This window comes from Halomicrococcus pelagicus (genome assembly GCF_050954125.1).
The window spans coordinates 138,849-150,860 of the sequence record NZ_JBPBWC010000009.1 but is presented as its reverse complement, the minus strand read 5'-3'; the positions used below and the strand labels follow the sequence as shown (position 1 = coordinate 150,860).

The window sequence follows — 12,012 nt, the reverse complement described above, 5'->3', positions numbered from 1 at the left end:
CTGATGTGCGTCGTCTATAACATAAAGCGTGCTGTGAAACAGTGAATTCCACCGCCCTATGGCGATTCAACACAGCCATTGGAAGACACGGGGTCGCTTCCCGCTGATACGGACGGTTCCACGCCCACCACCGGCAAACCCGGTGGGGAATACGTGGTTGAGGTTCGTCCGCCGTCCTCACACTACCCCTACCCGTCACTGGAGACGGTCGGCAACGACCGCGCACACGAGGGGGCGACAGCATACCAAAACACGCCCCGTTCGCGGTTGCACTCCGCCCTCGTCGGCGGAGTATGGTCGATGGCACGACCCGTGTCCGCCCACGTTCCAACCGTGGGTGGTTGCCCGGTATTCCGACGCTTCGGTCAAGCGGTATCGGGTACGGCACAAGCGGATACCGCGTCCCTCTCGGACGCCGAATGCGCCATACCCTCGTTTCGGGGGCCGACGTGTAGCGCACGAACCCGGTACTCATCCGCCGTGGATGGGGAAGTTGCCTTCGGGGTAGCGTCGGACGGCCCGACGCCCCACGAAGGAATCCTCGCGCTTTAGCGCGGGGAGGATGTCAAGCGTTCTGTAACGCTCCCCAGGAGAAACCGCTGCAATCCATGCCGTCCGTGGGTCGGCAGCACGAGTAGCTCGATGGCTGACCGCGTACTATACTCGACAATCGCCTCGTAGGGGTCACCGTGGAATACTTCCGAGACCACACCGATGCCACGTTCTGTAGCGCGCTGGGCAGCTTCATTTACGATCTCTGTTCCTTCCTGCTCCAGAACGTCACTCACATCGTCTTGTACTCCGGTAGGGCTGTCTTGGCTGGCATCTACGACATTGAGGACGTGGATCGTTGCCTCGTGTTTGGAGGCTATCTGGAGAGCATAGTCGAGAACAGCTTCTGCTGGCTCGCTCCCATCTGTGGGAAATAGAATCTGGTCGTACGTAGAACGGTCTGAGAGGATGAGCGGGCGTTACTGACCCTCTGTAGTGATATCCAACGTTCCTTCCTCTGCCGTCTGGGCCTCACGCCACCAGACTAACTCGAACTCGATACTCTGTTTTGCCTCGGTATCCCCTTCAGACCAGTCTGACTCGCCCTCCAGCTTGAACGTCACCGGGTTCGTCGGGTCCAACTGAACCTGCTTTCCGCCGAGTTCGAGCGTCACAGCGCCGTCGCCGTCGAGCTGCTCGGCCAGTTCGCGGAGGTACGATGCAATTTCGGACCGCGTTTTCTCGGCTTCAGTTTCGAGTTCTCCCATACGTACGGGTACGCGGGAAGTCCCGATAAACGAAGGGGGACATTCTCCACCCGGAGGAATCGCTCACCGGTGCTAGATCAGAGATACGCTGCATAGGACCGGTTGATGAGACATCTCTATTTTCTTAGGAAACAGTTCCAACGCGTATGCATTGAGAGCCCCAGGCTCAACTTCCCCCACTCCCTTGAGAGTTGAGACTACAACGGGTATAGCGGGGCTGTGATGCGCAGTTCGGGCGAATAAACATCGAATACTGCCGGTGATCGTCGTGGTCGGCGTTGTCTTTCCGTCGGGAGATCAGCGCCGTCTTGTGCCACTCGTTGTTCCCGAGATGCAGCTTCCGGTCGGTTTCGTAGCGGTCCTGATCGCACCGGAACAACCGCTTGGCCTGTGCTTTCTCGCTCGACTGCACCCGTTTCGAGACCACGTACTGTATGTCTCAATCGAGTCAGCGTTGCCGCCCTCGGCGCACTGGTGCTCACAGTCTCAAAGCCGGGAAGAAAGAACCTAGTAAACGCTCCCCTCGTCGGCGGTTCGCTGCTCCTCGCAGGGATGCTCGTGTTCGCATTTGGACATACGCGGGCCCAGCACGAACTAATCGGCGTGAGTGAGCAGGGCGAGCAGGACGAAGGACAAATGTAGCCATATCGTGTAGGTAGCCGCCATGGAACGAACCGTCACCGTCGTCCCGGAAGCAGGTCTACACGCCCGCCCGGCGTCAAAATTCGTGCAGGCCGCGAACGAGTTCGACGCCGTCGTCACCATCGCCCCCGCGGACGACGGTGAGTCAGTGAACGCTGGGAGTATGCTCGCCGTCACGGGGCTCAACGTAGAACACGGGGACGTCGTCCGTCTCGTCGCGGAGGGCGAGGACGCGGAGAAGGCGCTCGACGCACTTGAGGGAGTGCTCTCATCTCCCGAGGACGACGATCGATGACGACCGAACTCGACGGTACAGGTGTCACACCGCTGTCCGGCGTTGGGACCGCTCTGTGGTACGAACCCGACGCCGACTTGCCGGAGCCACCGGCCTCGGAGACGGTTGACGCCGACGTGGAGCGGGCGGCATTCGAGCAGGCCCGGGGGCGGGCCCACGAGGAGCTTGAGTGTGAGCGCGAGCGCGTTCGCGAGCGCGTCGGCAAGAACGAGGCCGAGGTGTTCGACGCCCACGTGCAATTCCTCAAGGACCCCCAGATTACCGACGCCGTCGAGGAGGCCATCGATGACGGCTTGCCGGCAGCCCACGCGGTCCGGCGAGCGTTCGAGGACCCTATCGAACAGTTCGAGGGGATGCAAGGCCGAATGGCTGAGCGTGCCGACGACCTCAGGGACGTGCGCGACCGACTGCTCCGTATCCTGGCCGGCGGCGACCGAACGGACCTCGCCGACCTCCCGGAGGGGACGGTCCTGCTCGCCGATCGACTTGCGCCGAGCGACACCGCGCAACTGGACCCGGAACGAGTTGTCGGGTTCGCGACGGTGACCGGCGGCCGGACCTCCCACGCGGCCATTTTCGCCCGGTCGCTCGCTCTCCCGGCGGTCGTCGGCGTCGGACAGGCACTCCGCGACATCCCGGCGGGCGAAGAGATCCTCGTCGACGGAGTCAAGAGTACAGTCACGGTCGACCCCGCGACTGAGGCGCGCAAGCGCGCCGTCGGAGGGCTTGACGCGGAGGTCAGGTACGAGCCGGCAGAGACCTCCGACGGGAAGGAAGTCGAGGTCGCCGTCAACCTCGGCACGCTCGCGGAGGTCAATGCCGCCGTCGAACGGGGTGCCGACGGCGTCGGCCTCCTGCGGACCGAATTTCTCTTTCTCGACCGGGAGACACCGCCGGACGAGGACGAGCAGTATAAGGCATATACGAAAGTCCTGTCCCGGTTTCCCGAGAGCCAGGTCGTCGTGCGGACATTCGATGTCGGCGGTGACAAGCCGATTCCCTACCTCGACCAGCCGGCCGAAGAGAATCCCTTCCTCGGGGAGCGCGGTATTCGCCGGTCGCTTGGCCCCGACGTCGATCTCTTCGAAACGCAGTTGCGAGCACTGCTGCGCGCGGCCGAGAGCGAGCACGGCGACGGGTTGGCGGTGATGTTCCCACTCGTGGCGACCGTCGAGGAACTCGACGCCGCGCTCGACTGCGTTGAGACCGTCGCTGCCGACCTCACGGCCGAAGGGGTCCTACACGAGGTGCCCGATCTGGGGGCGATGGTCGAGACGCCAGCAGCCACATTCATGGCCGGCGAACTCGCCGACCGCCTCGACTTCCTCAGCATCGGGACTAACGACCTGACGCAGTACGTCATGGCTGCCGACAGGGAGAACGACCACGTTGCAGACCTCCACGACCCGCTTCATCCGCCAGTGCTCCGGGCGATTCGCCGGACGGTCGAGGCCGGACACGGGAGGAATGCTTGGGTCGGGATGTGCGGTGAAATGGCTGGCGATCCCGACCTGAGCGAACTGCTGGTCGGTCTCGGCCTCGACGAACTCAGCATGAGCGCCGTGACGATTCCAGCAGTGAAAGCGACCGTCTCGGAGACCGACGCGGGGCGCGCGCACGCCCTCGTGGACCGCGCTCTGGCCGCCGAGAGTCGCGAAGAAGTCCGGGACGTGCTGTCCGACGGGGGTGACGGGCTATAGCTTTGATAGCTCGCGGGTCTCCTCGGCGGCAGCGCGGACGGACTCGAGAGACGCCTTTGAACTGGCCGCCTCAACCGCGGCGTTCAGCGCCCCTTCGAGGACCGGTGCGTCGGCTATCTCTACGTTGACGTCCACCTGCTCGATGGCCAGTTCCGCGTTCATCACCGCACTCCCGAGGTCGACCAGCACGACGACCTCCTCGTCGGGCACTGACTCGAGCGTCGATCGTATCTCGGGCGCACTCGTGCCGATTCCGCCATCGGGGTCGCCCCCCACGGGTTCGATCGTCGCGTCCGCACCACCCATCTCGGCGGCGATGTCGCGGATGCCCTCCGCGGCCTTTTTGCTGTGGGAGACGACGACAAGGCCGACCATCTACTCCTCCTCCGCGTCGGCGTCGGGGACGGTCGGTGACGTAGCGTCCTGCTCCGTCTCCCCGGCCGTGTAGTCCTCTGCCGTTTGGAGTATCTCTTCGAGCATAAACAGCGTGCTGGTCGCGCCGGGGTCCTGGTGGCCGACTGATCGCCAGCCGAGGTAGGAGGCCCGTCCCTTAGTCGCCTTCAGCGGGACGGTGAACTCGACGCCCCGGCGGCAGGCGTCGACGGCCTTTGCCAGAGCTGTCAGCGGCGAGAGGTCGTCCTGCTCTATGGACTTCTTGTACGTCTGGACCGCCGGGGTGAGCGCATCGACCATCGTCTTGTTCCCGACGGTGGCCCCACCCCGGTCTTCAACCTTCTCTAGGTATGCCTCTGCGAACGCGACCGTCGACTCGGCAGTGATGCCGTCCTGAAGTTCCTCGCTGGCGTACATAAACGATCCGCCGTAAAGCGGTCCGGCCGCGCCGCCGACTTCAGAGATGAGCGTTGTGCCGACGGTCTTGACGATGTCGGCCGCTTCGGCATCGTCTTTCCTCTCGAGTTGCTCGAGGACCGCCTGGAAGCCGCGGTCCATATTCGCCCCGTGGTCGGCGTCGCCGATAGCCGAGTCGAGGTCGGTCAAGTGCGACTTCTCCGCTTCGAGACGCACGGCGATGGCCCTAACGGCGTCGACCAGCGCGTCGCGCTCCGTATCCGACGTTGGCATGTATTTTGAAAGGACACCCACCCTGAAAACGGTTCGCCCGCGTGGTCCCCAACTCACACGGAGAACGCAGGCGTGTCCGCCTCGTGTTCGAGTAGCTCTTTCAGCTCGTCGTCGAGATCGAGGACCGTCACCGAGACTCCGCACATGTCGAGAGAGGTCATGTACTCGCCGACCCAGGTATTCCATGTCTCTAGCCCGTTCTCGTCGAGTTTCGCCTGGAAACGGCGGTTGACGATGAACAGCTCGGACAGCGGGGTGCCGCCCATCCCGTTCACAATGGTGGCGACCTCGCCCTCCGGATCGAGATCCGAGAGTACTCCTCCGGTGAGTTGGTCGGTTATCTCGTCGGCGGACGCGATGTCCTCGCGCTTGACGCCGGGTTCGCCGTGGATGCCGATACCGATCTCCATCTCGTCCTCGCCCAGGTCGAATGTCGGTTCGCCCTTCTCGGGGGTTACACAGGAGGTGAGCGCCATCCCCATAGTGGCGACGTTGTCGACGGCCTTCTCGGCGACGCGTTGCACCTCCGACAGGTCCCCGCCGCGATCAGCCATCGCGCCGGCGACCTTGTGAACAAAGATGGTGCCACAAACCCCGCGGCGACCCGAGGTGTACGTCGAGTCCTCAACGGCAACATCGTCGTTGACCACGACCTGCGCGATGTCGGAGACATCCTCCATCTCGGCCATCTCGGCGGCGGTGTCGAAGTTCATCACATCGCCCTCGTAGTTCTTGACGACACAGAGGACGCCCTCACCGGCGTCACAGGCCCGGATCATCTCACTCAGTTCGTCGGCCGTCGGGGAGGTAAACACCTCCCCCGCTGCGGCACCGTCGAGCATACCCGGCCCGAGGTAGCCAGCGTGTGTCGGTTCGTGACCACTTCCCCCGCCGCTGACGACTCCAACCGTGCCGTCCACGGGCGCGTCGCGCCGCACGAGAACGTTCGTATCGGGCAGCCGCCGGACGTCGTCGGGGTACGCCGCGATCATCCCGTCGAGCATCTCGTCGACGTACTCCGAGGGGTCGTTGATCAGCTTTTTCATGTTACAAATTACCAAATGTCTCTACTCCCAATATAGTTTTCCAAGGGGACCGTGGCCGCGCTTCAACGAGTTCCCTGCCGGAATTTATGAAGGTTGATCGTAATCGACGGACAACCGAGCGATGACCCGGAGGATGCATGTCTCTTCAAAACGCTCGTCAGTAGTCTCCTCGATCGACGCAGCCTCGCCCATGCCGGCGTTACTGGCTAAGTGGATGTCGACTTACTCTTTGTTGACGTGGCGGGCAAGTCCGTCAAGGAGGAACTCGGCCGAAGAACGGGTCGTGGCAAGTGGAGTATCATGGACATCACAAATCCGCAATAGTGCAGAGATGTCAGGTTCGTGAGGCTGAGCAGTGAGTGGATCCCGTAGAAAAACAACTCCATCAAGACGATTCTCGGCAATCTCGGCTCCGATCATGAGGTCACCACCGAGGGGGCCCGATTCCTTTCGCTCAACGGTCAGCCCAGTTTCCTCAGCAATTCGCTTCCCAGTTGTTCCCGTTCCGATGAGTTCGAATTGCGAAAGTAAATCCTCGTACTCCTGTACAAGGTCGATAATTTCCGGCTTTTCTTCGTTGTGAGCAATCAACGCGACACGTATCATGCCCGCTCTTTTATTCTGCAAGACAATGAGTACTGGCTATACGCCCCACTCAATTCTATACACAGAGAGCGCCGGTCTTAGCTTCTATCCCAATGTCGATACGGCAGGTTAGACCCGGGGTTGAACGTCGTTCCATCGTAACGAAGCAGAATGGTCGGCGTCTCCGTCGACCCGGCAAATCGAGTCAGTCTGCGCTTGCGGGAACTGCGGTGGTTTCCTCGTCGTCCATCTCCGACGCTAAGCCGTTGGCCAGTGCAATGACGGCCTCCTTGTGATCGGTCTTGGAGTGATGGATAGAAGTCGGATGTGTGTCCAGCGATTCGTACGACGAAAGATCGAGTGTCGCGTCGATTCGGTTCTTGTGTCGGTCGCGTACTTCCGACAGCAGGCCGTGAAGGTGGATGAGTTCCTGTTTTTTCATCCCTACGATAGCTACTAACTCGACGATTATAGTATTACTTTGAGAAACAGTCTCTTGCATGGCCGCGCGACCGGCCGAAGTCGATCTCAGTCGTCGACGTTCGGAGCGACGGTAGGCCGACCGGGATCCGCGAGGACGACGGGCCGGGCGTGAGTGGACTGACACCAACGGTTCCGTCATCGTCCCTGCGACGGAATGCATTCGCCGGAAAGAGGGTTCTTCTCGGCGGTCGTTTTATCGTCATGGACGTCGAACAGACCATATGCTCGCTCCGAGGCGACAGTTCTGGCTCGGTATTGCGCTGCTCGTAGCGGGTACCGTAATCCTCTTCGGCAGCATCGCACCCGGTCTCAGCTCCTCGCCGTTCTTCCTCGCGCTCGGCGTGCTCGTGCTCGCTGCCGGTACGCTACTGGTCGCAGTCGCGCGGCGGGGACGCCCCGTGTGAACTACCCCACCCTACTCGCTCCCTTCGGTCGCTCCTTGAGGAAGAGAGATGAGCGCCTGCAAATTCAGCTAACGGCCACCCGACTTACTTGAGTCCCCACCTTCCTACATACGATGGTCGAACTTCACGACGAAGTCATTGCGAAGGCGAACGACCGGGGTGAGATGATGTCCGCGGCTGACTTCCTCCGGTTCATCGAGGAGTACCATCACGAGGACAGGCCGGGCGTCCCGCAGGAACTCGTCGAGGCATACGCCGAGCGACTGGCAGACCAAGAGCGGGCGTCATTCGACGCAGATGCGCTCATCGCTAGTATCGATGAACGCTTGACGGACGACGAGACCTGGACGAAAGACGCACTCTATATGGTCGGCGCCGACCGCATCAGCACCTGCCCGCTCCGATGGCACGAAGAACTGCAGGGGACGACCGACCTCTCGGAGTTCGTCGCGGTGATGCAGAAAGGGGTCGATATGCCGGATCGAGCTCCCGGGGTGCGTCGCGAACAGGTGCTTGACGCGGCCACCGTCATCGCCGGGATTGACCGCGAGACCGCGAGGGAGCGACTGCAGGCACAGCGACGCGACGGCAACGTCGCCTCCAAGGCCGGTCAGAGCCGAAACGCCAACGTGTACGTTCCCGACGAAGAGGGCTGGGAGCCGGCCGAGACGAAAGAAGACGTCGCGGAGCAAAACGAAGGGACGGGCGTAGCCGGGTCGAGCGGGATAGAAGGAACGGACGTCGAAACGGACGACGAGAGAGACGCCGAGACGGCGGCCGATGAGGCCGTGTCGGAGGCCGCCACGAGCGAGAACGAAGTAGGGTCGAACGCCGAAGCCTCGACGGAGAGGGACGAGACGTCCGACATTGAGGATGAACCGGCGACGATGCCGGACGAGGAGGAGGAACCGGCGACGACTCCGCGAGTTGATGATGACGACCGAGACGCGTCGACCGATTCGGCAGGCGACGACGAACGCAATGCGTGACGTCCTCGGGACTACCTGACCGGCCGCATCTCCCAATCGGCGAAACAGGAACTACCCCACCCTACCGCTCGCCTGACGGCTTGCGCTTGAGGGAGGGGCCTTAGCACCTAGTAATACCCGTGAGTAGCGATTGACTTTTGTCCAAACTAGTTTTGATGGTTCTTCCATCTCGTAGTTGTGATGGTTTCGGCGGGTGCGTTCGCTTGTCGTCACTTTCATTGCGGTTGTCGGAGACGGTTAGTTTGTATAGCAAAACTAGTTTATCTCGAAGTTCCTTCTCTCTCGGTTTGTATCGTTTTGCGGTCTTGTCCGACCAGTAGTCATCGTTCTTCACTGGACTGCAGTCTCGCATTCTGCATCTTTAGCCCACGATCGACACTCGGAAAGCAAATCCTTCTCTGACAGCAAACCCTTCTCTGACAGCAAAGACAGTTTGTACCACAAAACTCGTTCAAAACGTCGTCTCGTTCGTCATCCCGACCGTCCGAGCTAGTTCGTTGTTGTCCGCCGTCAATGGAGGTCATAACGGTAACAAGGTTCGCCTCTCCAAACTCTTTTTGCCGTCCAATCTACTCTACTCAAAACCAGTTTGTACGTCAAAACAGCCCCCCTCGTAGTTCGAAAGCAGAAGCACAACGCCTGAAGCGACGGTTTTGCCTATTTGAGCGAACGTCTGACGCGGTTTTATGTGATTTGGATGGTTTTGCTGATTTGTATGACTAAAGCAGCCAGGGTAGCGATTTCAAACCAGAAGGGCGGAGTCGGCAAGACCACAGTTGCCATCAATGTCGCCGGAGCGCTGAACCGCCGTGGGCATGACGTGTTATTTGTTGACCTGGATCCACAGGGCAACGCCACTGAAGGGCTAGGCCTTGAAGATGAATACGAGGCTGAGCCACCCACACTGTTCGACGCCTTGACCGACCATGAGATACGTGAGGACGTAGATGCGATGGTCGTCACTCACAAAGAGATGGACGTCCTCCCCAGCAATATCGACATGACTAGTGTCGAGCCTGAGCTGACGATGGCGATGCGTGGCCGTGAACGGCTTGGGAAAGTGCTCGACGCCCTCGACGCAGAATACGACGTAATTCTCATCGATTGCCCTCCCTATCTTGGCAACCTCACGGACAATGCGCTGATCGGCGCCGGAAACGTGCTCATTCCTGCTCTTGCTGAATCGACCAGTAAACGAGCGCTCGAGATTCTGTTCGACCAGATAGAAGTACTAGAAGCCGAGTTCGATACGCAAGTTCGGGACCTCGGGGTTGTCGCTAACCGCGTCGAAACTACCAACGAGGCCGACCAGATGCTATCGTGGTTCGAGAATGCCTTCACTGATGTGCCAGTTTGGGAGGTCCGCAAGCGTGTTGCGCTTCAACGCGCCTTCTCTGCCGGCTGTTCAATATTCGAATTCGATGCTGACTGTGACATGGCAGCCGTCTTCGACGACGTGGCAGCGGAACTGGAACGCCAGTTCAATCTCAAGGAGGTGACCGTATGAGCGACGAAGGAAGTCGTGCCGACCGACTCCGCCGCCGCCGTGAACAGCAGCGTGACCAGCAGACTAACCACTCCCAGCAAACCGACGTAAGCGACTCATTTAAATCCTCCAAACAAAACGAGACAGACGAGACGAGTTCCGAAAACAAGCCGACGAGCGTGAAAGATGACCGCGTGGGAACGTACATGTATCTTCCCGAGAATCAGCGCACTGAACTCGACTTCACATATAAGGAGTTGAGTCTCACCTACGAACGGGCGTTCGGCGAGGAGTTAGAGAAAAACCGTCATTTTTACCCTCTACTTGTGAAGGCCGGTCTAGAACGTCTCGACGGACTAGACAGCGACGATATTCGGGATCAACTGGGTCAACTCGAGGACTGACATCTTCTCCACTCCTTAGCTGAATTTGCAGGCGCTAATCCTCCCTTCCTCAAGGAGCGACCGAAGGGAGCGAGTAGGGCGGAGTAGTTCACGACGTAACTCTCTCCTTGAGGTAGACTGATAGCGCATACCTCTGTCTTCATATGCGGGAGGGGGTCAATTTCCGTAAGTCTGAGCAACTCGGCTATCGCTGCTCGTCGAGTAGCGTCTGAAGGTCGTCTGCGCGCTCCTGTCCGTTCAGGAACTTTGAGAACTGCCACTCAAAGAGGTCAAGCAGAACGTCCATCCCCTGTTCGGTGATGGCGTACTCATTAGTACGCTTATCAAGTTCACTTTTCTCGACAAGATCGCGCTCGATGAGTGTGTCGAGGTTCGGGTACAGTCGACCATGGTTGACCTCTTTTCCGTAGTAGTCTTCTAGTTCCCGCTTGACGGCGAGTCCATACCGGGATTCCTCAGCGAGCACGATGAGAACATTCTGCTGGAATGCGGTCAGATCCCTCGACGCTTCCGTTTCGGTTACTGTTTTTACCTCTGGCATGGCTGTATCATGCTACTTGTGCTAACAGCAGATATAAATCTTTCTACTTAGGAACAATATTTATGTGGATAATTGCAATTATTATATTTCAAAGGCTTTGTGGCTATTAAAACCGGAGATATCTAGGTACTAGTTGCGATATATCCAATCTTGATAATTGGCATCATTCTGAGTTTAATAGAGGCTTGCACAAGTATCTATTGGCAGATGGCCAGGTGAACTACTCTACTCACTCACGACTGACGCCGTTCGCTCCGTGAGGGGAGGGCTTCCTGCTTCCACGACGCGCTTTGCAGACACCGAGGTATCCACAGCGAGCGCCGTCTCCACAGGCGGTGATTCGGAGTGAACCACTCCTACGTCTATCGAGGCCGCAAGAACGAATGTTCGACGCCGCGTTCACATCCCTATCCGCCTCAAACCCGCAGGCGGGACAGGAGTACTCACGGACCCACAGCGGCTTCTCCGTCGAAACGCCACACGACGTGCACTCCTTGGTCATCCTCTCAGGTTGACCGCGACGAAGTGCGTTCGCACTTGTAGTCGAGCATTCGGAGGAACGTTCACCACGCAGCAGACGCGGTGTTGCGGCTGTTCGACGACAACTCCATCATCCCCTTTACGTTCAGGTCTTCGACCGCCACGAGATCGTACTCCCGCGCGTAGTAGGCCAAGAGTTTGTGCAGGAAGTCACGGCGCTTGCGTCGGAGGTCAGCGTGACACTCCGCGACTCGTCGCCGTTGCTTCTCCCAATTGTTCGACGAGCGTGAGGGCACGCACTTCGTGAAGGTCGAACCCGCGGGAACAACCAAAGAATGCGCCGAGTGTGGGGTTGAGAAGGAGTTGTGGGTGCGGGAGCATTCCTGCCCGACGTGTGGATTCGAGACTGACCGTGACGAGAACGCCGCGTACAACGTATTGCAGGTGGTCTTCAGGAGTGGAGTGTGGGACACGCCGAAGTGACGCCTGCGGAGACTGCACTCCCTCCGTGCGCGACTCGCGGGTCTTCCGCCGTCGTAGATGCAAAGTGCGTCATCGAAACAGGAAGTCCCACCCTCACGGAGCGCACCGCGTTAGCGGTGAGCGAGTAGGATG

Annotated in this window: 14 protein-coding genes and 3 pseudogenes; 7 read left to right on the top strand and 10 right to left on the bottom strand. The window is 59.7% G+C overall.

The window, feature by feature from the left end:
• Window positions 1-548: 548 nt before the first annotated feature.
• The 3 genes and pseudogenes from ACRYA2_RS16680 to ACRYA2_RS16670 form a co-directional block, all read right to left on the bottom strand.
• The gene (locus tag ACRYA2_RS16680) at window positions 549-932 is read right to left on the bottom strand and encodes a universal stress protein (protein ID WP_433630558.1); all 384 of its coding nucleotides are present in this window, start codon (window positions 930-932) and stop codon (window positions 549-551) included.
• A 39-nt stretch (window positions 933-971) separates the two neighbouring features.
• Entirely contained in the window at window positions 972-1,259 is a 288-nt protein-coding gene (locus ACRYA2_RS16675; RefSeq protein ID WP_433630544.1) for an amphi-Trp domain-containing protein, read from the bottom strand.
• Window positions 1,260-1,497: 238 nt separating this feature from the next.
• Window positions 1,498-1,695 (bottom strand): annotated as a pseudogene (locus ACRYA2_RS16670) (transposase); the annotation flags it as partial.
• A gap of 228 nt (window positions 1,696-1,923) precedes the next feature.
• Here ACRYA2_RS16670 and ptsH1 point away from each other — a divergent pair.
• Window positions 1,924-2,196 carry a phosphocarrier protein HPr gene (gene ptsH1, locus ACRYA2_RS16665; protein WP_433630541.1) on the top strand — a complete coding sequence of 91 codons (273 nt, stop codon included), beginning with the start codon at window positions 1,924-1,926 and terminating at the stop codon, window positions 2,194-2,196.
• A complete protein-coding gene (gene ptsP, locus ACRYA2_RS16660; RefSeq protein WP_433630538.1) occupies window positions 2,193-3,896 on the top strand; it encodes a phosphoenolpyruvate--protein phosphotransferase in 1,704 nt (567 codons plus the stop codon). Before ptsH1 ends, ptsP begins: the two co-directional genes overlap by 4 nt.
• Here the strand turns inward: ptsP and dhaM are convergent.
• The 5 genes from dhaM to ACRYA2_RS16635 form a co-directional block, all read right to left on the bottom strand.
• On the bottom strand, window positions 3,891-4,271 hold the full coding sequence (gene dhaM / locus ACRYA2_RS16655; protein ID WP_433630536.1) for a dihydroxyacetone kinase phosphoryl donor subunit DhaM: 381 nt from the start codon (window positions 4,269-4,271) through the stop codon (window positions 3,891-3,893). The genes ptsP and dhaM overlap by 6 nt on opposite strands.
• A complete protein-coding gene (dhaL, locus tag ACRYA2_RS16650; protein ID WP_433630533.1) occupies window positions 4,272-4,979 on the bottom strand; it encodes a dihydroxyacetone kinase subunit DhaL in 708 nt (235 codons plus the stop codon).
• 53 nt (window positions 4,980-5,032) lie between these two features.
• On the bottom strand, window positions 5,033-6,025 hold the full coding sequence (dhaK, locus tag ACRYA2_RS16645) for a dihydroxyacetone kinase subunit DhaK (RefSeq protein ID WP_433630531.1): 993 nt from the start codon (window positions 6,023-6,025) through the stop codon (window positions 5,033-5,035).
• 222 nt (window positions 6,026-6,247) lie between these two features.
• Complete coding sequence (locus ACRYA2_RS16640) at window positions 6,248-6,631, bottom strand: methylglyoxal synthase (RefSeq protein ID WP_433630528.1); 384 nt, start codon at window positions 6,629-6,631, stop codon at window positions 6,248-6,250.
• Between the two features lie 184 nt (window positions 6,632-6,815).
• Entirely contained in the window at window positions 6,816-7,052 is a 237-nt protein-coding gene (locus ACRYA2_RS16635) for a UPF0058 family protein (RefSeq protein WP_433630526.1), read from the bottom strand.
• A 262-nt stretch (window positions 7,053-7,314) separates the two neighbouring features.
• Between ACRYA2_RS16635 and ACRYA2_RS16630 the strand changes: the two genes are divergently transcribed.
• The 4 genes from ACRYA2_RS16630 (at window position 7,315) to ACRYA2_RS16615 (ending at window position 10,376) form a co-directional block, all read left to right on the top strand.
• Complete coding sequence (locus ACRYA2_RS16630; protein WP_433630523.1) at window positions 7,315-7,497, top strand: hypothetical protein; 183 nt, start codon at window positions 7,315-7,317, stop codon at window positions 7,495-7,497.
• Window positions 7,498-7,610: 113 nt separating this feature from the next.
• Window positions 7,611-8,486: a hypothetical protein gene (locus ACRYA2_RS16625; RefSeq protein WP_433630521.1), complete on the top strand. Its 876-nt coding sequence runs from the start codon at window positions 7,611-7,613 to the stop codon at window positions 8,484-8,486.
• A gap of 715 nt (window positions 8,487-9,201) precedes the next feature.
• On the top strand, window positions 9,202-9,993 hold the full coding sequence (locus ACRYA2_RS16620; protein WP_433630518.1) for a ParA family protein: 792 nt from the start codon (window positions 9,202-9,204) through the stop codon (window positions 9,991-9,993).
• On the top strand, window positions 9,990-10,376 hold the full coding sequence (locus ACRYA2_RS16615; RefSeq protein WP_433630516.1) for a DUF8160 family protein: 387 nt from the start codon (window positions 9,990-9,992) through the stop codon (window positions 10,374-10,376). Before ACRYA2_RS16620 ends, ACRYA2_RS16615 begins: the two co-directional genes overlap by 4 nt.
• Before the next feature lie 184 nt (window positions 10,377-10,560).
• Here ACRYA2_RS16615 and ACRYA2_RS16610 read toward each other — a convergent pair whose 3' ends face one another.
• Together ACRYA2_RS16610 and ACRYA2_RS16605 are read right to left on the bottom strand one after the other, a co-directional pair.
• Entirely contained in the window at window positions 10,561-10,917 is a 357-nt protein-coding gene (locus ACRYA2_RS16610) for a PadR family transcriptional regulator (RefSeq protein WP_433630513.1), read from the bottom strand.
• A 225-nt stretch (window positions 10,918-11,142) separates the two neighbouring features.
• Window positions 11,143-11,678 (bottom strand): annotated as a pseudogene (locus ACRYA2_RS16605) (RNA-guided endonuclease InsQ/TnpB family protein); the annotation flags it as partial.
• Between the two features lies 1 nt (window position 11,679).
• Between ACRYA2_RS16605 and ACRYA2_RS16600 the strand changes: the two are divergent.
• A pseudogene (locus ACRYA2_RS16600) lies at window positions 11,680-12,008 on the top strand (zinc ribbon domain-containing protein); the annotation flags it as partial.
• Between the last annotated feature and the right edge of the window lie 4 nt (window positions 12,009-12,012).